At 71.0% G+C, this 21,860-nt stretch carries 23 protein-coding genes; 12 read left to right on the top strand and 11 right to left on the bottom strand.

Features of this window, described 5'->3' with window-relative positions:
• Positions 1 to 11: 11 nt before the first annotated feature.
• From HUT06_RS39175 to HUT06_RS39160, 5 genes are all read right to left on the bottom strand, one after another.
• Positions 12 to 644 carry a hypothetical protein gene (locus HUT06_RS39175; RefSeq protein ID WP_176200317.1) on the bottom strand — a complete coding sequence of 211 codons (633 nt, stop codon included), beginning with the start codon at positions 642 to 644 and terminating at the stop codon, positions 12 to 14.
• Positions 645 to 792: 148 nt separating this feature from the next.
• The gene (locus tag HUT06_RS39170) at positions 793 to 1,446 is read right to left on the bottom strand and encodes a response regulator transcription factor (RefSeq protein WP_217711909.1); all 654 of its coding nucleotides are present in this window, start codon (positions 1,444 to 1,446) and stop codon (positions 793 to 795) included.
• Entirely contained in the window at positions 1,443 to 2,615 is a 1,173-nt protein-coding gene (locus HUT06_RS44155) for a sensor histidine kinase (RefSeq protein WP_217711622.1), read from the bottom strand. The genes HUT06_RS39170 and HUT06_RS44155 overlap by 4 nt, the downstream gene beginning before the upstream one ends.
• A 36-nt stretch (positions 2,616 to 2,651) precedes the next feature.
• A complete protein-coding gene (locus HUT06_RS39165) occupies positions 2,652 to 3,098 on the bottom strand; it encodes a DUF6069 family protein (protein ID WP_176200315.1) in 447 nt (148 codons plus the stop codon).
• An 81-nt stretch (positions 3,099 to 3,179) separates the two neighbouring features.
• Positions 3,180 to 4,178: an RNA polymerase subunit sigma-70 gene (locus HUT06_RS39160; RefSeq protein ID WP_176200314.1), complete on the bottom strand. Its 999-nt coding sequence runs from the start codon at positions 4,176 to 4,178 to the stop codon at positions 3,180 to 3,182.
• Positions 4,179 to 4,973: 795 nt separating this feature from the next.
• On the opposite strand from HUT06_RS39160, the gene HUT06_RS45000 reads away from it, so the two are divergent.
• A complete protein-coding gene (locus HUT06_RS45000; RefSeq protein WP_254715620.1) occupies positions 4,974 to 5,252 on the top strand; it encodes a DUF4253 domain-containing protein in 279 nt (92 codons plus the stop codon).
• 76 nt (positions 5,253 to 5,328) lie between these two features.
• On the opposite strand, the gene HUT06_RS39150 is transcribed toward HUT06_RS45000, so the two are convergent.
• The 3 genes from HUT06_RS39150 to HUT06_RS39140 all read right to left on the bottom strand — a co-directional run bounded on the left by HUT06_RS39150 (position 5,329) and on the right by HUT06_RS39140 (position 7,739).
• Positions 5,329 to 6,531, bottom strand: a complete 1,203-nt coding sequence (locus tag HUT06_RS39150) for a CU044_5270 family protein (RefSeq protein ID WP_176200313.1) — start codon at positions 6,529 to 6,531, stop codon at positions 5,329 to 5,331.
• Positions 6,524 to 7,102 carry an RNA polymerase sigma factor gene (locus tag HUT06_RS39145; protein ID WP_176200312.1) on the bottom strand — a complete coding sequence of 193 codons (579 nt, stop codon included), beginning with the start codon at positions 7,100 to 7,102 and terminating at the stop codon, positions 6,524 to 6,526. Before HUT06_RS39145 ends, HUT06_RS39150 begins: the two co-directional genes overlap by 8 nt.
• Positions 7,103 to 7,199: 97 nt before the next feature.
• Positions 7,200 to 7,739 carry a hypothetical protein gene (locus HUT06_RS39140; protein ID WP_176200311.1) on the bottom strand — a complete coding sequence of 180 codons (540 nt, stop codon included), beginning with the start codon at positions 7,737 to 7,739 and terminating at the stop codon, positions 7,200 to 7,202.
• A 432-nt stretch (positions 7,740 to 8,171) separates the two neighbouring features.
• Here HUT06_RS39140 and HUT06_RS44150 point away from each other — a divergent pair, with 432 nt between their 5' ends.
• The 5 genes from HUT06_RS44150 to HUT06_RS39115 all read left to right on the top strand — a co-directional run bounded on the left by HUT06_RS44150 (position 8,172) and on the right by HUT06_RS39115 (position 11,246).
• Positions 8,172 to 8,591 (top strand): transposase, encoded by a 420-nt coding sequence (locus tag HUT06_RS44150; protein ID WP_217711149.1) that lies wholly within the window; start codon positions 8,172 to 8,174, stop codon positions 8,589 to 8,591.
• The gene (locus tag HUT06_RS39130; RefSeq protein WP_176195100.1) at positions 8,588 to 9,628 is read left to right on the top strand and encodes an IS3 family transposase; all 1,041 of its coding nucleotides are present in this window, start codon (positions 8,588 to 8,590) and stop codon (positions 9,626 to 9,628) included. The genes HUT06_RS44150 and HUT06_RS39130 overlap by 4 nt, the downstream gene beginning before the upstream one ends.
• A 382-nt stretch (positions 9,629 to 10,010) precedes the next feature.
• The gene (locus tag HUT06_RS39125) at positions 10,011 to 10,199 is read left to right on the top strand and encodes a hypothetical protein (protein ID WP_176200310.1); all 189 of its coding nucleotides are present in this window, start codon (positions 10,011 to 10,013) and stop codon (positions 10,197 to 10,199) included.
• A 58-nt stretch (positions 10,200 to 10,257) separates the two neighbouring features.
• Positions 10,258 to 10,539 (top strand): replication initiator, encoded by a 282-nt coding sequence (locus HUT06_RS39120; protein WP_176200309.1) that lies wholly within the window; start codon positions 10,258 to 10,260, stop codon positions 10,537 to 10,539.
• Positions 10,464 to 11,246, top strand: a complete 783-nt coding sequence (locus tag HUT06_RS39115) for a replication initiator (protein WP_368407044.1) — start codon at positions 10,464 to 10,466, stop codon at positions 11,244 to 11,246. The genes HUT06_RS39120 and HUT06_RS39115 overlap by 76 nt, the downstream gene beginning before the upstream one ends.
• Before the next feature lie 1,220 nt (positions 11,247 to 12,466).
• On the opposite strand, the gene HUT06_RS39110 is transcribed toward HUT06_RS39115, so the two are convergent.
• The gene (locus tag HUT06_RS39110; RefSeq protein WP_176200307.1) at positions 12,467 to 12,763 is read right to left on the bottom strand and encodes a hypothetical protein; all 297 of its coding nucleotides are present in this window, start codon (positions 12,761 to 12,763) and stop codon (positions 12,467 to 12,469) included.
• Positions 12,764 to 12,942: 179 nt separating this feature from the next.
• Here HUT06_RS39110 and HUT06_RS39105 point away from each other — a divergent pair, with 179 nt between their 5' ends.
• A complete protein-coding gene (locus HUT06_RS39105; RefSeq protein WP_176200306.1) occupies positions 12,943 to 14,178 on the top strand; it encodes a helix-turn-helix transcriptional regulator in 1,236 nt (411 codons plus the stop codon).
• Here the strand turns inward: HUT06_RS39105 and HUT06_RS39100 are convergent.
• Together HUT06_RS39100 and HUT06_RS44995 are read right to left on the bottom strand one after the other, a co-directional pair.
• Positions 14,111 to 14,566, bottom strand: a complete 456-nt coding sequence (locus tag HUT06_RS39100) for a hypothetical protein (protein ID WP_176200305.1) — start codon at positions 14,564 to 14,566, stop codon at positions 14,111 to 14,113. The two genes, HUT06_RS39105 and HUT06_RS39100, sit on opposite strands and share 68 nt — an antisense overlap.
• Before the next feature lie 278 nt (positions 14,567 to 14,844).
• A complete protein-coding gene (locus HUT06_RS44995; RefSeq protein WP_254715619.1) occupies positions 14,845 to 15,207 on the bottom strand; it encodes a transposase in 363 nt (120 codons plus the stop codon).
• On the opposite strand from HUT06_RS44995, the gene HUT06_RS39090 reads away from it, so the two are divergent.
• The 5 genes from HUT06_RS39090 (at position 15,206) to rpsG (ending at position 21,853) form a co-directional block, all read left to right on the top strand.
• Positions 15,206 to 16,186, top strand: coding sequence for an aldo/keto reductase (locus tag HUT06_RS39090; protein WP_176200304.1), 981 nt, complete (start codon positions 15,206 to 15,208; stop codon positions 16,184 to 16,186). The two genes, HUT06_RS44995 and HUT06_RS39090, sit on opposite strands and share 2 nt — an antisense overlap.
• Before the next feature lie 241 nt (positions 16,187 to 16,427).
• Positions 16,428 to 17,999: a hypothetical protein gene (locus HUT06_RS39085; protein ID WP_176200303.1), complete on the top strand. Its 1,572-nt coding sequence runs from the start codon at positions 16,428 to 16,430 to the stop codon at positions 17,997 to 17,999.
• A 98-nt stretch (positions 18,000 to 18,097) separates the two neighbouring features.
• Positions 18,098 to 20,455, top strand: coding sequence for a hypothetical protein (locus tag HUT06_RS39080; protein WP_176200302.1), 2,358 nt, complete (start codon positions 18,098 to 18,100; stop codon positions 20,453 to 20,455).
• Positions 20,456 to 21,008: 553 nt separating this feature from the next.
• Positions 21,009 to 21,383, top strand: a complete 375-nt coding sequence (rpsL, locus tag HUT06_RS39075; protein ID WP_089324469.1) for a 30S ribosomal protein S12 — start codon at positions 21,009 to 21,011, stop codon at positions 21,381 to 21,383.
• Positions 21,383 to 21,853, top strand: a complete 471-nt coding sequence (gene rpsG, locus HUT06_RS39070) for a 30S ribosomal protein S7 (RefSeq protein WP_021597494.1) — start codon at positions 21,383 to 21,385, stop codon at positions 21,851 to 21,853. The genes rpsL and rpsG overlap by 1 nt, the downstream gene beginning before the upstream one ends.
• Positions 21,854 to 21,860: the final 7 nt, after the last annotated feature.

The raw sequence follows: 21,860 nt of genomic DNA, 5'->3' as shown, positions 1-21,860 counted from the left end.
TTGAGGTCTGCCTAGGCGGCGACGCGGGCGCTCGTTTCGGGGCGTGCGGGGGAGGACGGGACCTGGTCGCGGGTGTGCGGGACGAGGGCGAGCCAGATGAGCGCCGCGCCCGCCGGGAGCAGGTCGAGGTTGATCGTGATGGCGACGAAGCCGAGGACGACCAGGACCGGGCTCATGACGGCCACGGCCTTGCGGCCCGGGGCGGTGACCGCGAACTGGACGAGCAGCGCCACCAAGCCGAGCATGAAGAACACCGGGCCGATCTCGTAGATCGCCTGCGGGAGAACGGCCGGGACGTCGGCGTACCGGTCGGCGAGCATGCTCTTCTCGGCGGCGTCGGCGGCCCGCAGGCCGACGACGATGTCGATGACCGCGACGCGGACGAACGCCGCCAGCCCGACGGCTGCGAGCACGGTCGTGACGCCCGCCGCGACCCGGCTCGCGGTACCGCCGGACGCGGCCCGCACGCGTCCGTACAAGCCCGCGATCACTCCTCCGTACAGCAGGAGGGAGCCGAGGAAGAGCACGTGGCCGACCGTCCAGGCGGGTCCTGGCCCGTGCTGCCCGTCACGGCCGTCGATGAGCCGGACGACCCCGTAGGCGAGCATGAGGGCGGGCGCTAGGTGGAAGGCGATCCTGGACATGGTTCTCCCCGGAGTTCGAGTCTTGCGTTGCATCTCGATCTTCGAAGGAGAGGGGTGGCCGGCGGATCGCCGCCGCGAGCGGTCTTCGGGCATCGGCCGCGCGGGGGAGGGCTGGGGCGCGGCTCCCTCGCGTGAGGGAGACGTCCGCTCAGGAGGGTTCGATCAACCGGGTCTCGTACGCGGCGATCACGGCCTGGACGCGGTCGCGGATGCCGAGCTTGGACAGGACGTTGCTCACGTGCGTCTTCACCGTGTGCTCGCTGACGACCATCGCCGCGGCGATCTCCGCGTTCGACAGGCCGCGGCCGAGCATGCGCAGCGTCTCGCGCTCGCGTTCGGTCAGCACCGACAGGCGGTCGGACGCGGTCGTGCCCGAGCGCGGGCGGTTGCGGGTGATGTCGGAGATCAGGCGCCGGGTGACGGCGGGCGCGAGCAGCGAGTCGCCCGCCGCCACCACCCGGACCGCGTGCACCAGGTCGTCGCGGCGCACGTCCTTGAGCAGGAACCCGCTCGCGCCGGCGTAGAGCGCGTCGTAGACATAGTCGTCCTGGTCGAACGTGGTCAGCATGATCACGCGGGTCGGGGTCTCGGCGCACACGACCTTCGCGGCCTCGATGCCGTCCAGGCCGGGCATGCGGATGTCGAGCAGCGCGACGTCGGGCGCGTGCTCGCGCACGGCGGCGATCGCGGCGGTGCCGTCGCCCGCCTCGCCCGCCACCTCGATGTCGGGCTGCGCGTCCAGGATCATGGCGAAGCCGCTGCGGACCAGCTCCTGGTCGTCGGCGAGCACGACCCGGATCACGCGGTCACCGCCGCGTAGGGGAGCCGCGCCAGGACGCGGAACCCGCCGCCCGGCAGCGGACCGGCCTCGGCCGTGCCGCCGCAGGCGGCGACGCGCTCGCGGATGCCGATGAGGCCGTCGCCTCCGCGCCGCCATCCCGCGCCGGCCCCGGCGCCGCCCCGCCCGTCGTCCGTCACCGTGATCTCCAGTTCGTGGTCGGTCCAGCGGAGCCGGACCTCCGCCTCCCGCGCGTTGGCGTGCTTCACCGTATTGGTGAGCGCCTCCTGGACGATGCGGTAGGCCGCCAGGTCGGCGTCGGCGGGCAGCGCGCGGCTCCCGCCCTCGACCGTGAGCCGCACCCGGACCTGGGTGCGGTCGACGTGCTCGACCAGGTCGGGCAGCGCGCCGATGGTGGGCTGCGGAGCACGGACGCCGTGGTCCTGCTCCTCCTTGAGGACGCCCAGCGTGCGGCGCAGTTGGGTCATCGCGTCCCGGCCCGCGTCGGCGATGGCGTCGAAGACCCGTTCCGCCTGGTCGGGATCGCTGTGGACGACCACCGGACCGGCCTCGGCCTGCACGACCATGATGCTGACGGCGTGCGCGAGGACGTCGTGCATGTCGCGGGCGATACGGGCCCGTTCCTCCGCCGCAGCCCGCGCCGCCTCGGCCTCGCGTTCGCGTTCGAGTTGCGCGGAACGCTCGGCCAGCGCGTCCGACCGTTCCCGCGCGGTGCGTGCCAGCGTGCCCAGCAGGAACGCCGCCATAGGCAGGAGCAGGGTGAACATGAACTCGCCGGCGTCGTTGTCCTTGATGAGCAGCGCGCCGGGCGGGGTCGTCGCCGCGAGTACGCCGATGAAGCCCCACCTCTGCCAGCCGTACCGCCCGAGGTCGGCGAGCGTGTAGACGGCCACCAGCGCGCCGTACTGCAACGCCTGGCCCGGCCGGTCGTACAGCGACACGGCCATGGCGAAGGACGCCACGACCAGCGCGATCGCGAACGGCGCCCGCCGCCGCCACACCAGCGGTACGACCGTGCCGAGGTTGAACACCACGCCGAGCGGCGACACGTCCGGCGCCGTGGCGAACGGCACGAACACCGGCACCGCGACCGCCGCCGCGACCAGGACGTCCACGAGACGGCCGGCGCCCCCGCGCACGGGGAGACCGAAATTCCGGAGCCGATCGGACATTCACCCAGTATCGCGGCCGAAGCAGGCATGATCGCCTCAGTCGCGCGAGGGATATCGCGTCTGCCCACCGGGGACGCGGAGGCCGTGCGCCAAGGCGGGGATCATCACCGCCGCGGGGACGAGATGCAGCCCGAGGAGCGCCGCGGTGGTGGCTGTGCTCGCCCCGGCGACGAGGGGCGGGACCAGCGAGAGCGCGGTCAGCGGCACCGCCGTCCACACGAACCGCGCGGCGGGACGGGCGCTCCAGCGCAGGAGGGCGGCGGCGATGGCGATGCCCACGACCGAGAAGAAGCCGGTCACCACGGCGAACCCGGGCAACGGGATCTGCTCGCCGCCGTCGGGGATCTCGAAGTCGACGCCGGCGGCCTGGGCGAGCCCGGCGGCGGCGGTGGTGACCGCCATCGCCGCGAGCGCGGCGGCGAGGCCGGTACCGGTGAGTCTGCGGAGCCGGTGGGCCGGTGCCGGGTTTGCGATGACGTTCATGCCGTCCTCCAACGGGGGGTGCTCGACGTGCGGGCAAGCGCACCCCGGAGCCGTGCGGCGGCCGGGGTGTGCAGGGCGGAGTTACTCCGTGCCGTCCGCCGGCAGGTGCTCCGGGACCCCGAGCCGCGGGAACTGGTCGGCGTGGAACGTGGTGATCTCGGTGATCGCGCCGCCGCTGATCCGCAGGACGTCGACCGTCAGCGGCAGGTACGCGCCCTCGCGCTCCCGCCACTGGTAGAAGGCGAGGGCGGGCTGCCGGTTCACGGAGGCCGGGACGGCGCGCAGGCCCGTCATGCCCTCGAAGCCGTCCGCGATCCAGTCGTTCAGCACCGCGTCGCGGCCGATCTGCAGGCCCGGAGTGGGCGGCATCGAGCATCGGACGTCGTCGCGCAGCAGGGCGGCGAGCCCGTCGATGTCGGTGGCCACGCTGGCCTCGGTGAAGCGGCGCACCACCTCGCGCGTGCCGGTGTCCTCCTCGCCGCCGGTCCAGTCCTGCCGCTCGGCGGGCAGGTGCTCCCGCATGCCGGCGCGGGCCCGCTGCAGCGCGCTGTTCACGGAGTTGACCGAGTCGCCCAGCAGCTCCGCGACGTCCTTCGCCGGCCAGCCGACCACGTCCCGCAGGATCAGCGCGGCCCGGGGGCGCGGCGCGAGGTGCTGGACCGCGACCAGGTACGCCAGCTCGATCGTCTCCCGTGCGACGGCGACCGCCTCCGGCTCGTCGGCGTCGCCTGCGGGCAGCTCGTCGAGCAGCCGGTCCGGGTAGGGCTGGAGCCACGGCACCTCGCCGCCGGTCGCGGGCTCCGGGCGGCGCTTGGCGAGCAGGTCCAGGCAGGCGTTGGTGGCGATCCGGTACAGCCAGGCGCGGAACGTCGACCGCCCCTCGAAGGTCTCCCGCCGCCGCCACGCGCGCAGGAACGTCTCCTGGACGGTGTCCTCGGCGTCCTCGAACGACCCGAGCATCCGGTAGCAGTGCACGTGCAGCTCCCGGCGGTGCCGCTCCGCCAGCCCCGAGAACGCCGGCTCGTCGACCTCGCCCAGACCGCTCACGCCCAGCTCCTCCAGCCGCGTGTCCGCCCTCATCGCGTCATCCTTCCCCTTGTTGTAGTCCCGTCACAGGTATGACGGGTGCGGGCGCGACAACTCATCACCCGTACCCTGAGCCGCTCATGCACGGCCGCAGAGCACCGTCCAGAGAGAGAAGGTGAGAGTGACCGAATCGTGGAGGTTCGACGATGCCGCGCCACTCGACCCCGACGCGGCGGTAGAAGAGCTAGCGCGAGGATCGAACGAGGAACGCTCGAATCCTGGCTGACCAGCTCGTCCGGCAGGCTGCTCGCCGTCGTGTCCAACACACGGCGGGCGATGGTCAAGCGCCGGACGCGCTCCGCATCGTCCAGCACATCCTCACCCACGGCACCCCGCCACAGACCACGCCCTGGCAAACCGACCGCCGACCCCCGCAATGTCCGACGCGAGTGCCAGCATCACCGGGCATGACCGACCTCGCCGCACTGTTCACCCATGGTGCGGATGGGCGTGCCTTTGAGCTCGGGCTTCCTGCCGGGCGTCTGGTCCGGCCGTTCGCGCCGACGTACACGGATTTCGGCCTGCCACCCGTTGAGCGCCCCGCGTACTGGCTGAGCGACGCCCCGGCCTCCGCCGACCTGTGGCGCCGGCTGCGGGCGGCTCACCCGGCCTCGGGGCTCTGGCCGCTGCTTCTGGTGCCCGGCACGTTCGGGACCCCGGGAGCCCCCTGGACGGTCGGAGACGTGATCCCGGAATCGGCGGCGGAGATCGACCGGTGCGACCCGGCCGAGTTCATGCGCGCGGATCGGCCTGGTCGCGGCGGCCCGGAGCGCCGACACCCTCGCGATCATGGGCTGGCAGGGGCCGGTCAACCACCATCCGCCATCCCCGCTGTCGGCGATGCTGCGGAGCTGGGAGGACCGGTTCGGGGTCCGGGTGGTCCGGGTCGGGTTCGACACGCTGGACGTGAGCGTCGCCGCGCCGCCCGTCACCGAGGAACACGCCCTGCACGTGGCCGCGGAGCACTTCGCCTTCTGCCCCGACAACGTCCAGCAGGGGCCGGAGACCCTGCGTGAGTACGCAAAGGCGATCCAGGGGGGGAACTCCTGGTCGTTCTGGTGGGACTGAGCCGAGCCTCGGGTCCACGGGGCCCGCCGCATGCGGAAGGCCCGCCCCGTGTGGGACGGGCCTTTCGGGGCAAGGCTCAGCGCGGGGGCTGGGCGTTGGTCCATTCGGTGACCTCGAACGCCTTGTACGAGATCATCTCGCCGGGCTTGTGGAAGCGGTCGGGCATGTTCCTCGCCTTCAGGGAGCGCGGCTTGCCGTCGTCCCCCGGAGGGAGCGGCCGGCTGCCGTGCGGCGGCGTCACGACCAGGTCGCGGATCGCCAGCAGGGAACCGGCGTCCGGAGCGATGATGAACTGGCGCCGGTAGGTGCCGAGCTGCTTCGGGGCGGTGAACATGCCGAGCGGCGAGGTGGTCTTCAGCGGCAGCGAGATCGCCATCCCGGGCCGGCCGAGCGGATCGGTCGCCGGGCCCTCGGCCTTGACGCCGGGCAGGTCCGCCAGCAACCGGAACACCGCCGCGCGCACCGCCGGCGGCGCGGGCGCGGTGGACAGCAGGGTCGCGGCCACCTCGCTCAGCGCCCGGGTCCGCTCCTGCCCCCGCAAGGCGCGGATCGGCTCCTCCTTCTCACCGTTCTTGGAGACGGCGTGCCAGTGGCCCTTGAGGTCGAGCAGGGCCTTCTCCAGCGCCTTCGCGTCCGTGGGCAGCTCGGCGATCCGCGCCGCCGTCATGCCGAGGTACCGGTCGTCGGACGGCATCCAGTAGGGCTTGGCGCCGTCCTGCGGTGACATGTCCAGGACGACCGTGTCGTCCGGCCCTTCGTAGTTCGGGATCTCGACCATCGTGGGCGAGCCCGCCGCCTCCCACTTCGCCTTGTCCTTGGCGGTGAGCGGGACGTCGGTGAGTTCGAGGTGCGAGGTGCGTCCCTTCCCGTTCTGGCCGATCCACGTCTCACCTCCCTGCCGGACGTCGACCCTGTAGTGGTTCGCGGCGCTCTTGCCGACCGTGAAGATGTCGCCCATGACCGTCTTGGTGTGCCAGTAGCGCCCGTTGGGCGCCTTCTGCGCGTTGGTCGCGGCCACCAGCAGCGCGTTGCCGGGGGTGATGGTCGTGGTCCCGTGCTCGGCGGGGGCCGCGTCCTCGCCGGGCTGGAGGACGACGGCGGTGAGCGCGCCGGCGGTGACGGCGGCGGTCGCGGTGACCGCGATCACCGGCATCCGCAGGCGGCGCCGGGGACGTTCCCGGGGGGCGTTGCGCCAGTCGGTGCGCAGGGCCAGGCGCTCCGGGCTCTCCTCCTCGGCCAGCGCGGTCCGCATGCCCCGCAGGGCGTCGAGCTCATCCATGGGTCTCCTCCTGGGGAAGGGCCTTGCGGAGCTTCTTCCGGGCCCGGTGGATCTTGGCCTTGACGGTGCCGAGCGGCAGGTCGAGCGTCGTCGCGATCTCGGCGTACGACAGCTCGGCCCACGCCAGCAGCAGGACGGCATGGCGCTCCTGCGCGTTCAGCGACGCGAGCGCCTTCGCGAGGCCCGGCCCGAGCGCGGCGGCCGCGGCGCGGTCGCTCGCCACGTCGGCGACGCCGTCCTCGGCGGGGTCGGTCCCGGTCCGGGCGAACGCCCGGTACATGCGGGTCTCCTGGCGGTGGTGCCGGGCGATCAGGTTGGCGGCGATGCCCCACAGCCAGGCGCCGAACTCCCGGCGCCCGTCGAACCTCGCCCGCTGCCGGAACGCCGTCGCGAACGCCTCCGACACCAGGTCGTCCGCGAGGGCCGGCCCGAGCCGCCGCTTCGTATAGGCGTGCAGCCGCGGCGCGTGGCGGCGGAACAGCTCGCCGAACGCCTCGGGGTCGTCGAGCGAGGCGGCGACGATCCGGGAATCGTCCAGTTCTTCGCTCTCGGCATGGCTCACCGCGTGCATACGCGTGTCTTCATGGAGTGCTTCTCCGGGACTAGAGGATGCTGACACCCTCCTCTATCCCGAAGCCCGCCCCCCGGTTGCGGCCGTCGCCGTCCCGCTAAACGGTCGCCACTGTCTCCGGAAGGGTGCCGTAGGGGCCGAGGCGGCCCAGCGCCAGGCGGAAACGCATGTCGGTGGCGAACAACCGGTCAGGCAGCGGGACGGGGCCGTTCGGCACGGCACGCAGCACACCGAGGGTCACATGCGGGCGGAACCGTACTCCGGACGGGTTGAGGACCGGCGCTCGGACGGCGTCCAGCCAGGAGAGCGCCTCTTCGTGGAGCTCAAGCAGCGCCGCGGAGCGTACGCACTCAAGCCCGTAGTAGACACCGCCCTCCGGGACGTATGGATCGCCTGGAGCAATGGGGGCGAACATGAGACCGGCGAACCGCAGCACGAAATCCAGTCGGCGGTGAGCCGTGAGATCGGTCCACAGAGCCATGGCCATCTCCGCCGAGACGTCCGCGTGCACCACGCTGACGTGGGGCGGCGCGTCGGCGCCCAGTTGCATGATCGGGTCGGCGAGTCGGGCGATCGCGGCGGACTGCCGTGTCAGAGCACTGGCATCCGCCGGCAACAAGACGATTCCATACGCCATGAAGATCGCAGGCTACCTCGCCCGCAGCGAAGGCCCCAGCCCCGCCCTCACTTCAGTCCGCCGTGCAGCGGGTGGGGGGTGGTAATTCGGGGGGGTGGGGGGCGGCGCGGGATGGCGATCACCGTGACCACGAAGAGTGACAATCCCCGCGTTAGCAGTCCGACGTACATCGTGTGATGTGCGTCACTTTCCTTTCGGGTGTGGCTATATGCCACCCGTCACCACCGGACGCCAGCGGTCACCAACGGACAACCGTGCATACTCGGAACCCCCGCGGGCACGGGGGTTTCGCAGGTTTGATTTTCGCGGGCGCATGGCACCGTTGAGACCGGAGCCGCATCCCCCTCTGTGTCAGGCTCAGATGGGACACGAGGGGATGAAGTTCCCTAGCTGATGTAGACAGGGCGAGAACGGGTACTGAGCAGAGTGACGATGACCAGCCACGATCTTCCTTCCGGTGACGGGCCGCGGACCGGCCGGCCCAAGCGGCGGACCTTCAGTGCCGCCTACAAGTTGCGGATGGTCGAGGAGTACGACGCGGCCGAGCATGGCGACAAGGGCGCACTGCTGCGCCGTGAGGGACTTTATGAGTCCAGCGTTCAACTGTGGCGCCGGCAGCGCGACGCCGGTGAACTGACCGCTGCGGGAACGAGCCGCCCGGCCGCCAAGAAGGAGAAGACGCCGGAGCAGGCCGAGTTGGAGCAGTTGCGCAAGGAGAAGGCGCGGCTGGAGCGGCAGAACGCCGCCATGGCCAGAAAACTCAAGCAGACCGAGGCCGCCCTGGACATCATGGGAAAAGGTATCGCGCTCTTGGAAACAATGTCCGAGAGCGCGGACACCGAGAATTCGTGACCCGCTGCCGCCACGAAACCCTTTCCCTGCTGGTCGAGCATCTGCCGATTCGCTTCGCGTGCGCATTGTCGGGTGTGCCGCGCAGCAGTTTCTACCGACGGCGGAACCCGGCGCCGGGAAACAGTGAGCCGGCGGAGCGGCCGGCGCCGCCGAACGCGCTGAGCGAGAGCGAACGGGCCGAACTGGTCGAGATGCTCAACAGCGACCGGTTCGCCGACAAGGCACCCCGACAGGTGTGGGCTGCGCTGCTGGACGAGGGGGTGTACCTGGCGTCGGTGTCGACGATGTACCGGGAACTACGCAGGCGTGACCAGGTCCGGGAGCGGCGCGCCCACGCCCGGCACCAGGCGCGCACCAAACCGTATCTGGCCGCGCACGCCCCCAACCAGATATGGAGTTGGGATATCACGAAACTGCCAGGTCCGGGGCCACGCCAGTTCTATGACCTGTATGTGATGCTCGACATCTTCTCCCGCTACGTCGTGCACTGGGAGATCCACCTGCGCGAGTCAGGTGAGCTGGCCGAGCAGTTCATGCAGAACTCGTTCGCCGCCAACGGCGGGATCGTGCCCGGCACCATCCATTCCGACAACGGGACCTCGATGACCTCCAAGCCGGTGACGGCACTACTGGCAGACCTGGACATCATCAAGTCCCACTCCCGCCCGAAGGTGAGCAACGACAACCCCTACAGCGAGGCGCAGTTCAAAACCTTGAAGTACTGCCCGGTGTTCCCTGCCAGGTTCACCTCGCTCGACGAGGCCGAGACGTTCTGCCACCATTTCTTCGACTACTACAATCACCGGCATTACCACGCCGGGATCGGGCTCCACACGCCGTTCACCATGCATATCGGCACCGCACAGGCGATCCAGCACAACCGAGCCGCCACGATCGCAGCGTTCCGCGCGGCCAACCCGCGACGGTTCACCCAGCCGCCCACGCTGCCCAAGATCCCCACAGTCGCGCAGATCAACCGACCCGACGAAGACCCCACCGACCCGAGCAGCTCTGACCAGGAGAAACAGGCCGCCTAACGATCACTGGCCCCTGTCCCGTTTGACTTGACACCTACCGTCCAGCGACTCCGAGACAAGCGAGTGGCGGACGGGGTCGGCTCCCGTCGCGGGGGTTCCGTGAGGTGACCTCGATCCAAGCGGAAAGCCGCAAAACACTAACTACACAGATCGCCAAGGTGGGCTCATGGCACGCAAGACCGGGTGCGCGCCCGGGTGGGACTCGTCCCGCGAATAGCTACCTAAAACGAACAGCCCTGGCTAACACGGCACCTGAAGAAGGCCACTCGCGCGAAGCATCGACCGGAACGAGTAGGCGTCAGCGTGCCCGCAGGTCGGAGTGTCTTCAGTCCCGGAGGTCGCCGCGCGCTCCCTAGCCGTAGCCAGGGAGAGGAGTCACGGGTTGAAGCCCAGCCTGGAAGCAGTCGCGTGGGGTAAGCGTCAGGCCAGCACATCGCCGCACTGGTCAGACGCCAAGTGGCGCCAGGTTGGAATGATCTTCGGGTTTTCGCTGTCCCCCGAAGGCGCCCCGGCAGAGCAGGACCAGACCGAGGACGACCAGGCCCACGAGACGCTGCGGGACGCGGCATGAGGCCCCGCAGATGCCCGAACTACCGCCCGAGCTCGCTGCCGCTGTCCAGCGCGCCGCTATGCCGGACTTCGACCGCTGGCACCAGATGATCAAGTCCACCGGAGGGTGCGAGCAGCCGGTACGGCTACGCGGCGAGCGGATCACGCTGGACGGCGAGACCGGCGAGTTGATCGAGTCGTACTCGACCGCCGACGAACCGACCGGGTTCCTTCGGAAGGATGCCGAGCGCGGCACGAGCCAGACGACCCGCAGGCAGGACAGCCGATCTGCCGTGACTGCTACGACTATCCGGCCGCCGTGCTGTGCAACGCCCATGCCCTGGAGTTGTGGCGTCGCCTGACTCTCGCCGTCCCGAGGCTGATCACCGCCGAGCTGGGCATCACCCACAAGGCCCTACGCGAGCAGGCCCGCGTGTCGTACGCCCGTGTCATCGAGTACCAGCGACGCGGGTTGATCCACTTCCATGCGGTGGTGCGCCTGGACGGACCGGACGGCCCCGACCAACCGCCGCGCGCATGGGTTACCTCCGAACTACTAGAGCGCACCCTCCGCATGGCCGCCGCACAGGTCGAGGTCCCAGCCGCGCACCCGGACGGGACAAGTCCGCCGCTCATGCTGCGCTGGGGACGCCAGCTCGACACCCAGGCCATCCAGGTGGCCGCCGACCTGGACGGCATCGCCGACAAGCACGTGGCCCACTACATCGCCAAGTACGCCACCAAGGGCGCCGAAGACTCCGGCACGGTAGACCGCCCCATCCGGTACGCGACACAGATCAACTCGTTGAAGGTGCCCGAGCACGCCCGCCGCATGATCTGGACGTGCTTCGCACTGGCCGACCTACCCGAGTACCACGACCTACGGCTACGCAACTGGGCTCACATGTTGGGGTACGGCGGGCACTTCTCCTCCAAGTCCCGCCGCTACTCGGTCACGCTCACCCAGCTACACCAGGCCCGCGCCGACCACACCACCCAAGCAGCCCGCGTGGCCGCAGGACGACCCGAATCCGACCCGAACCGCACCACGGTGACCACCGGGCAATGAAAGTACCTCGGAAGCGGCCTCATGCACGGAGAACACTTTTGGGCGCAGCAGGCCCGCGACCGAGTGCAGAAGGCGAGAGGCATCCGGAATCAGCTCACCGAGCGCGACGAGGACACGAGGACCGGAAGGCGAGCTAGCCAGGACCACCCGGCGTCGAGGAGTTTCATTACAAGGTCAAGGCGGCCCTACGGGCCGCAGCTGGTCAGGTACGTACTTAAGCTGAGTAGAGAACTAACCGGCACGCCTGACATGGGGGACGTCATGGCGAAAGGTCGAGGTAAGAGGTCTGTTCCACGCACAGCGCTTGGAACGTTCGGGGGGAAGCGAACCGGGAGGTCCTCCTCCAAACGCGGTGGCAGCGGCTTGGGAGGATTCTCGTTGACACGGAACACCCCGCGTCCCAGTTGGGGAATCGGCGGGAAGGCAAAGAAGAAGAAGTAGCTGAACGAAGCCCGGCTTAGTTTCAGGCCAAGACCTGTTGATCGGCAGGTCTGAGCCGCTGGCCGGTTCCCGACTTGCACGGGGACCCCTCGCGGGGCCTCGCGACGGGCCATTGCGGGCAGGCAGGTGCTGCCCGTCCGCCGGTCAAGGCTACGAGGCCCCGCACCCGCGCAAGTCCGGAACCGTCCAGCTTCAACGCGCGGCACATCCGACGCCCAGGGACTGATCTCGTCAGGGGAGGGCGCGGGGCCGGGTGCGGGGTTGGGCCCGTCCACCGCAGGGCGGGACCGGGGACGGCCGCCGCGCCTTGCGCGTGCGGCCTGGGGGCCGTTCGCGGCGCGGCCCCGCCCACCGCCCTGCCCTGCCGTGGACGGCCCGCCCGTGCCGCAGCGCGCAAGCCGAGGCAGGCCCCGCGCGGCGGCTTGTCGCACAGGTGCCGGGCAGCGGCTTCCAGGCCGGGCGACGCTTGAGACGGAATTGCCGCAACGGCGCCGGCTGACTCCCTCCGGTCGCCCCTACGGGGTGGCCTACGGCCATCGACCGGCCCCGACCCTGTCAGTGCGTAAGGGAAGCCGCGGCCCTCATGTCCTCACCGACCGGAGGGACGAGCCAGGAACTTGCGGCGAGGCCATGGCCAGGCCGCCGGATTCTCGATCGCTTCCCGGAGTTCACGAGGGTTGGCCGCTTCGACCAGACGAGTCCCGTCCGACGAGGGAACCATGGCCCACCATGCCCCGGTGGCCCGCCCGTACCAGGTGACCACGCCGGACGAGGGACGCCTACCCATCGGACTGAGAGGAGATCTTGCCCTTGACCGCCACGACGACGTCGTGCACGTGGGCGTCATCGGCCGGAGCGATCGCACCGCCTCCGGAGAAGGCGAACCACAGTTCACCGCCGCAGACCGCCCGACGATCGCAGCGCACCACCACCGGCGACCCGAACGCGACAGGGACCGCCAGTAGCGGGTCAGACTCGGCCACCTCCACCGCGTACCCGTGCGACTTGAGCGATTGCGCCAACGCCCAGATACGTAGTCGCCGCGCCTCCGTCACCTCGGTTGTCTCCGTTCCCATGGACTGTCCTTTCAGCAGGGCCCGGGGGATGGACCGGGCGCGACAGACGCCGATCTAGGTTGACCGGCGATGCACGCCGCGTTTCCATGGCTCTGAGCTTGTCTTTCTCACCGGATCCCCCAGAGGCACCAGACAGGGGGCCTGGGAGGGGCCAGACTTGAGGGAGAGAGGGGGCCAGCGTGGGCGACGCGAAACGCAAGCGGTTCGGCGCGTACCTCGCAAGGTTGCGCCGCGACGCGGGCAAGAGCCAGCGGCAGTTAGCGGAGACGCTTTGCCGGATCTCTGGCACCGCCTCAGTGACCCGCCACGAGATCAGCCGGTGGGAACGAGGCGAGCGCGTTCCTGACGTGTGGCTCCCCGCCCTAGCGACGGCCCTAAGCGTGCCGCTCGACACTCTTGAGCGAGCAGCAGCCCATGCGCGAGGCGAGGACATCGGCACGGAGTTGCGCAGTCCGGCCGAGGCGCTCGCTTACTTCCTGCCCGACAGTGTCGACCTTGGACCCTTGGCCAGCAGTGCAGGCCGCCGGGTCGGAGCCACCACGGCGGCCGCGCTCGCCGACCGTGCGCACGGCCTACGGCTCGCCGACGACGTCATAGCCGGTGGTGATCTACTCGCCCCCGCGCTCCGGGAGTTGGCCGGAGCCGTTCGGCTCTACCGCGAGACGACGCATTCCGAGGAGACCGGCCGCTCGCTTCTCAGCAGCATTGGAGAGATAGCCCAGATCACGGGATGGATCGCCAGCGACGCGGGCGAGCACGACCAGGCCGCACGCGCTTACCGGCTCGGAGTCTCAGCCGCCAGAGAGGCCGGGGACCTGGCTCTCGTGGGCAACCTTGCCGGGAGTCTGGCCTATCAGCTCTCCAACACCGACCACGAAGACGACGGTGTCAGTCTCGCCCGCGCCGCGCTGGACGAGGCAGGACCGGACGCACCGGCCAAGGCCCGCGCGCTCTACCTTGACCGAGTCGCGTGGGCACATGCCAAGACGGGCGACGCCCAACCAGCGATGCGCGCTCTCGCGGAGGCGCATGAGGCGATGGCTGGCGAGGACTCGCAGGAGTCGCCCGAGTGGGCGTATTGGGTCTCGCCCGAGGAACTCGACGTGATGGACGCCCGCGTCTACACGGAACTTCGCAAGCCGTTGCGCGCCGTGCCACTGCTTCAAGAGGTACTCAGCCGGTACGACTCGACGCACACGCGTGAGTTGGCGCTGTACCTCTCGTGGCTCGCCGTGGCCCTGGTGGACGCGAACGAGCCGGAGGAGGCCGCCACGACCGCGCGGCGGATGCTCGACCTCTCCGCCGACTTCGCCAGCGACCGGACGGCCCAGCGAAACCGGGTCGTCCTCACCAAGTTGGAGCCGTACGGCGACGTGCCCGAAGTCCGCGAAGTACTGAACACCTACGCCGCCTAGCACGCAGACGAGCCCCGCACCGATAACGGGGCGAGGCTCGCTTGCAGACGTCGACCGGCTGCCAGTCGTTGCGCCAGGCCGGGTCGAGTAGGTCAGGGTCGAACTTCTTGTTGCCCTTGCCCGCCGGGTACATGATCACCGCGTGCAGGGCCGAGCGGATGTAGGTCCGCTTCACCGAGATCGGAAACCCTCCCTCCTCCTCGGGGAGGTACCACCGGCGCCGCACCTCGGAGGCGTTCGTGCCGTCCCGCGCTGCCTTCGCTGCGATCGCCGCTTCGTGCTTGTTCTTCTCGGTGCGAAGTTGGTTGATCTGCTGTTCCAGTCCAGGCACCAGCAACAGGTCATTGGTGACCTGTCGCGCGTTCCACTGGCGGATCAGCGCGTCCAACTGGGCTTCGATGTCCTGAGCTCAGCGGGCCGAGACCACTCCTGATCATGGGGCCGGCGGAGAACGACGCCCCTTCGAGCTTGGTCGGCACTGCCTCAGAGACGAACATGTCCAACAGGTCACCGCGCCGGGAGACACTGCCGCAGCCACCTTCAGAGCGGCTGAGCCCTCCGTAGCTGTTCGTGCATAAAGTGAACCACTACAACCTCCTCTATAGAGAAGAGGAGCGGGAGTTGACGTCCTCCTCCGACTGAAGGCGGGGGATTGTAACCCGCCCCTCACAGGGGAGACGGGGTTGAGGTTCGCGGTGCACCGGCCCGCCCGACGGCGCGCCTCCCCGCGCGGCCACCGTGCGTCCCACAGCGGTGTCTTCGGATGTGGCGGGCGGCGTTGACGTCGGCGTTGGCCTGGTGCCCGCAGGCGACGCATCGGAACACCGCTCGGCTCTCGTGGTTGTCCCGGGCGCGGCGCCCACACGCGTTGCAGGCCTGCGACGTGTGCGCCGGGTCAACCTTGACGATCCGTTCTGGTGCTGCTGGTCTCGCCCGTGGACAGCGCCGCCGACACCGCCGTGCAGCGGATGGGGGTGGTGATTCGGGGGGCGGCGCGGCACCGTGGAGGGGTTGAGAGGAGTTGCCCATGGAACAGGTACGGCTCGGCGCCACCGGGCTGAAGGTCTCGCGGATCTGCCTCGGGATGATGAGCTACGGCGACCCCGCGGTGCGCAAGTGGGCGCTCGGCGAGGGCGAGGCGGAGCCGATCGTCCGGCGGGCCGCCGAGGGTGGGGTCACGTTCTTCGACACCGCCGACGTCTACTCGGTGGGAGTGAGCGAGGAGATCACCGGGCGCCTTCTGCCGAAGCTGTTCGCCCGGCGCGACGACTACGTCCTGGCCACCAAGGTCTGCATGCCCATGGGGGACGGCCCGAACGACCGGGGTCTGTCCCGCAAGCACATCATGGCCGGCATCGACGCCTCGCTCAGGCGGCTGGGCACCGACTACGTCGACCTCTACCAGATCCACCGCTGGGACTACGGGACGCCCATCGAGGAGACCATGGAGGCCCTGCACGACGTGGTGCGCGCGGGCAAGGCGCGCTACATAGGGGCGTCCAGCATGTTCGCGTGGCAGTTCGCCAAGGCCCAGCACACCGCCGAGACCCGCGGCTGGACGAAGTTCGTCTCGATGCAGAACCACTACAACCTCCTCTATAGAGAGGAGGAGCGCGAGATGAATCCGCTCTGCGTCGACCAGGGGGTGGGCCTCATCCCGTGGAGCCCGCTGGCGCGCGGCATGCTCGCCGGGAACAGGGAGCGGGGCGGCGAGCGCAAGACCGTCCGGTCCCAGAACGACGCCTTCGGCGACGGCCTCTATACCGACGACGACTTCGACGTCGTCGACGCCGTGCGCGAGGTGGCGGGGGAGAAGGGTGTCCCGGCGGCGCAGGTGGCGCTCGCGTGGCTGCTCGGACGGCCCGGGGTGACCGCGCCGATCGTCGGAGCGACGAAACTCACTCACATGGACGACGCGATCGCCGCGGAGCGCCTCGAACTGGACGAGAAGGACATCGCGCGGCTGGAGGCCCCGTACCGTCCGCACGCGATCTCAGGGCACCTCTGACGAGGCGGGACGTACCCGTCCCCGGGCCGGGAACTGCCCGGGGACGGTCGGCGTCTATCAGGGGTGGTGATTTGCGATCCTGCGGGCGATCGGGGCAGGCTGTGGACGAGAACGCCCACGCATGGCAAGACCGCCACGTGGTGACATGGGTGAAGGTTCGGAGGCGGCGACAAGCGCCGCCCGCCTCCGGGCCCCCGGGAGCTGAGGAGCCCCGGACCGACGGCGCTGAAGGAGCCCGACGATGACCGAGAACGACGGCACGCAGGGACCGCAGAGGCCGTTGCCGGAGGACGAGGGGCAGCCCGCGCAGGATCGGCAGGAGCCGCCCGCCCGCCCGCTCGGGGACCGCACCGTGGTGTTCGGCGCCCCGCAGCTCGGCGGCCAGGCCGGCGCGCCCGCGCCGCAGCCCGAGCCGCGCGAGGAGGAGCGGCCCGCCCCGCCTCCGCCGCCGCCCACCATGGTGGAGCAGCCGATGCCGCAGTTCGGCGAGCAGCCCCCGCCGCCGCCCCCGCAGCCGTACGGCGCCCCCCAGGAGCAGCAGCCGCAGTACGGGCAGCCGCCCGCCTACGGCCCGCCCGCCGGGCCCGGCGGCCCCGGCGGTTTCACGCCCCCGCAGGACCCCCAGCAGTACGTCCCGCCGGGTGAGCAGCAGCAGTACGGCCAGCCGCAGCCCGGCTACGGGCAGCAGCAGCCCCCGCAGCAGCAGTCCGGGTACCCGCAGCAGCCGTACGGGCAGCCGCAGGAGCAGCAGCCGTACGGGCAGCCCCAGTACGGCCAGCAGGAGTACGGGCAGCCCGGTCAGTTCCCGCCGCCCGCGCCCGCCGAGCAGTCGCTGCCGCAGCCCGAGCAGCCGCAGGAGGGCATCGGCGACCGCACGGTGATCGTTCCCGGTCCCGGCACCGGCGCGCCCGAGCAGCCCGAGCAGCCGCAGCGCCCCGCGATCGACGACCAGGCGACGCTGCACTGGTCGCCCGGTACCGACGTCCCGGTCGCCACCGGCCCCGAGCGGCGGCAGGAGCCGCCGGCCGAGCCGTGGCAGGCGCCGGCGCCGCCGTCCACCCCCGAGCCCTGGTCGCCGGAGGCGCCGCAGCCGGGCCAGGGCCGCCCGGAGCAGGCCGACCACGAGCGGACGATGATGGTGCCGCCGCCCGAGTCCGGCTTCGGCGCCGGCTCGACGACGTCCGGCGCCTCGCCCTCGGTGGACGACCTGTACCGGCCGCCCGGTGAGAGCGGCGTCGAGGACGCGCGCCCCACCGAGGCGTTCGACCCGTCCGCCCCGTCGCAGGGCCGGCACGCCGCCGCCCCCGAGGCGGGCGGTCTCGGCGACGCCACCCGGCTCGACATCGGCCAGCAGCAGTGGGGCCAGCAGCAGGGGCAGCCGCCGCAGCAGCAGGCCGGCGGCCAGCAGTTCGGGCAGCAGCAGGGCTACGGCCAGCCCGAACAGCAGCAGGGCTACGGCCAGCAGCAGCCGGGCCAGCAGCCGGGCGAGCAGCAGCGCGGGTTCGGGCAGCCCGAGCAGTACGGCCAGCCGTACCAGCAGCAGGGCTACGGCCAGCAGGGCCAGCAGGGCCAGCAGTTCGGCCAGCCCGGCGAGCAGCAGCAGTACGGCCAGCAGGGCTTCGGCCAGCCCGAGCAGCAGGGGTACGGCCAGCCGGGCCAGTACGGGCAGCCGGGCCAGTACGGCCAGCAGCCCGGCGGCTACGGCGCCGGCGCCGAAGAGGGCAAGGGCGGCAAGAACATGCTCTGGATCATCGTCGGCGGCGTCGCCGTCGTGGTGCTCCTCGTGGTCCTGGTCGTCGCCTTCGTCATGTAGCGGCGGGCACGGCACGCGTGATGCGCGTCACAGAGCGGTAAGGGACGGTCTCCGTCCGGGACTCCCAGTGGACAGCACCTTTCCACTGGGAGTCGCTCATGAGATGGAAAGTCCTCGCCGCCCCGCTCGCCGCGGTCCTGTTCCTCGGGAACTGGTCCGCGGCGGCCGGGGCGGCGGCCGGCACCCCTGCCCGGACGGCCCCGCGCGTCCCCACCGGCACGCTCACCCTGGTGACCGGGGATCGCGTCGAGGTCACCGATGCCGGGGCGGTGCGCCTGCACCCGGGGCCCGGACGCGAACGCGTCGGGTTCGTCCGGTCCGGGAACGGGGCCGGCCTCACCGTGATCCCGCTGGACGCCCAGCCCCTGATCGCGCAGAAACGTGTCGACCGGCGCCTGTTCGAGGTGGGCAGGCTGCTCGAAGCGGGTTACGGGGACGCCCGCACCCGCGAACTGCCGCTGACGGTGGCGGGCGGGCAGAAGGCCGCGGTGCCCAAGTCCCGCGCCGCCGCGTTCTGGGACGCCACGCTCGCCGGAACCCGGAAGGGCCCGGTCGCGTTCGCGGGCACCGTCCGGCCGCGCCCCGCCCCCCGCGTCCGGGCGGCGGCGACGGAGCACTCCCTGAAGGTCGAGGTGCTCGGCCGCGACGGCCGTCCCGCCGACGTGTGGTGGCAGGCCGAGAACCTCGACGTCCCCTACGCCGACGGCTACGGGGCGTCCGGCGAGAGCGTGCGGCTCGGCGCCGGCCGGTACGCCGTCAGCGCCGTCGTCGTCGAGGACCGGCCGGGGGAGCCGGAACCGAGGGTGTCGATGCTCATGAACCCGGACCTTCGGCTCGACGGGGACACCACGCTGACACTGGACGCGCGGCAGGCCGAGCGCGTGCGGTTCACGCCCGCCGACCGCCCCACCGCGCGCGACGGCGTCCTCTCCGCGATCATGCGGGTCAAGGCGGCCCCCGGCCTGCCGTGGGAGTACAGCACCCGCACGGTCATCGTCGGCGCGGCCTCGGAACTGTACGCGGCGACGACCGGCTCGTCCTCCGGCCTTCTCTTCGGCGCGGGCGGCGTGCTGGTCGAGCCGCTGATCCGCCTCGACGTCGCGGGCCCGCGGCCCTTCCCGGTGGACGCCCGGTACCTCGCGGGCGAGCTGCCCGGCGTGCACCGGCTGCCCGCCGTCCACGGCGACGACTCGGGCGGCGGCGCGAACGCCGAAGGCGCGCTGGTGGTACTCGACGCGCCGGAGGAAGACGACGCACGGCTCCCGGACCGCGTGGCCCGGGCGGCCGCGTCGGGTGCGCGGGCCGTGCTGCTCGTCAGGGACGGCCGCGCACCGAAGCTCGGCGCGAAGCTCCCCGTGCCGGTGCTGTTCGGCACCACATCGGCCGCCGCCCGGCTCCGGGACCTGGCCGACGCCGGGCCGGTGCGGGTCACCACCCGGGGGATCGAGGCCAGCCCGTACCAGTACAACCTGTTCCACCACACGATGGGCCAGGTCCCCGACCGGGCGGACTACCGTGTGCACGACCGCGAACTGGGGATGTCGAGAGCCGACTACCGCGCGCCGGGCGGTCCGTTCTCCACGGTGTTGCAGACGACGGCGGAGGTGGACGGCCACGGCTTCGGCAGTCCGACCTTCGCCCTGCGCCTTCCCGCCACCCGTACCGAGTACTTCTCCACCGGCCCGGGACTGCGGTTCCAGCGGGTGGTCCTGCGAGACCACTACGCGGCTCCCGTGCTCGTCACCCGGCGCGCGTACCGTGCGGGCGAACACGTGAACGAGACGATGTACCGGGGCGTGCTGGGCCCCACGTTCGCTCCACCTGCGCAGGATGCCGGACGCCCGGCCTGGGCCTACCGCAAGGGCGACGAGCTCAACATGGCCGTTCCCGCGTTCGGTGACGCCGACGGGCACCTCGGCGTCCAGGACCCCGAGGCGGGCGGCGACGTCCGGCTCTACCGCGACGGCGAGCTGCTCGGGTCGAGCGGCCGTTCCGGCGAGGGAGCGTTCACCGTGCCCGCCGCCCCCGGCGAGTACCGGATGGAGGCGGACGCGAAGGTGGACGTGCCGGGCTGGGAGGTGTCCACGGCGGTGCAGTCGGCATGGACGTTCCGGTCTGCCCGCACCGATGCGGCCGTTCCGCTGCCGCTGATGGCCGTCCGCTACGCACCGGCCCTCGCCGAGGGCCGCGCCCCCGCCGGGCGCCGCTTCGCCATCCCCGTCCGCGTCGAGCGCCAGCCCGGCTCCGGCGAGGCCCGGATCAAGGCCCTGACCGTGGAGGCGTCCTTCGATGACGGGGCGCACTGGCAGCGGATCAGGGTCCGGGCCGTCGGCGACCACTGGCGGGCCTACCTGCGCAACCCGGAGAAGGGCCACGTCTCGCTCCGCGCCACCGCCGAGGGCTCGGACGGTGCCACCGTGACCCAGACCATCCTGCGCGCCTACCTCGTCGGCTGACCCAGGCTGGAGGCCGTCGGCCGCCGGTGGGCGGGACCCGCCGGCGGCCGGCGGGCGAGGCGTAAAAGTTGGCCCATGTCTTCCCCGCGACGAGAACGTGGGACAGAATGCCGACGGAGCCCCCGTTCGGAGTGGGACGCTCAGGGCGGGAACATCCGCCGGTTCTCCGCCGTTCACCGTCACAGGGAGAAGGCTCCCTTCCCGTCCCGCGGCTTGCGTCGCAGGGGCGCGCACGGTAGTGCGCGTTCGCTTTGCACTTTGGCGCGGCGATAGGTAACCTCTTCACTTGCGCCCGCTCTGCGGGCCACTGTGCGTGCGCGTCGGTGAGGCCGGTCGGCCAGCTCCAGCGCCGCATCTACTCCCCGGCTTGATTCGGCCCTTTCAGGGGCCGGGCGGTCTGTGTCGGTTTCGCGCGGGTGTATTTCCGTGAGACGGCGACACGCCCGACCGCGTGGGTCGGAGAGGTCGGGAAACCGGCAGGTCACAGCCTCGCCTGAGGTGGTGATTGCAGCATTAAGACTTACCGGCTCGGTACGAGGAAGACGGAGACGCGGTGCCCACGATCCAGCAGCTGGTCCGAAAGGGCCGCCAGGACAAGGTGACCAAGAACAAGACGCCCGCGCTCAAGGGCAGCCCCCAGCGCCGGGGCGTCTGCACGCGCGTCTACACGACGACGCCCAAGAAGCCGAACTCCGCGCTTCGCAAGGTCGCCCGTGTCCGCCTGACGAGCGGGATCGAGGTCACCGCCTACATCCCCGGCGTCGGTCACAACCTGCAGGAGCACTCCATCGTGCTCGTGCGCGGCGGCCGTGTGAAGGACCTCCCGGGCGTTCGGTACAAGATCATCCGCGGGGCTCTCGACACCCAGGGCGTCCGGAACCGCAAGCAAGGGCGCAGCCACTACGGCGCGAAGAAGGAGAAGAGCTGATGCCGCGCAAGGGCCCTGCTGGCAAGCGCCAGCTGATCGCTGACCCGGTGTACAACTCGCCGCTGGTCACCGCGCTCATCAACAAGATTCTCCTGGACGGCAAGCGCTCGATCGCGCAGAGCATCGTGTACGACGCCCTCGAGGGCGCCCGCGAGAAGACCGGCAACGACCCGGTCGTCACGCTGAAGCGCGCGCTCGACAATGTCAAGCCCACCCTGGAGGTCCGCAGCCGCCGCGTCGGTGGCGCGACCTACCAGGTCCCCGTGGAGGTGCGGCCGGCCCGCAGCACCACGCTCGCCCTGCGCTGGCTGGTGGTGTACGCCCGGCAGCGCCGCGAGAAGACCATGACCGAGCGGCTGATGAACGAGCTGCTCGACGCGAGCAACGGTCTTGGCGCGTCTGTCAAGAAGCGCGAGGACACGCACAAGATGGCGGAGTCCAACAAGGCCTTCGCTCACTACCGCTGGTAACCCCGGC

Source organism: Actinomadura sp. NAK00032, from assembly GCF_013364275.1.
Taxonomy (GTDB): Bacteria; Actinomycetota; Actinomycetes; order Streptosporangiales; family Streptosporangiaceae; genus Spirillospora.
The sequence above is the reverse complement of the archived record's forward strand: the minus strand, read 5'-3'. Positions and strand labels throughout refer to the sequence as shown.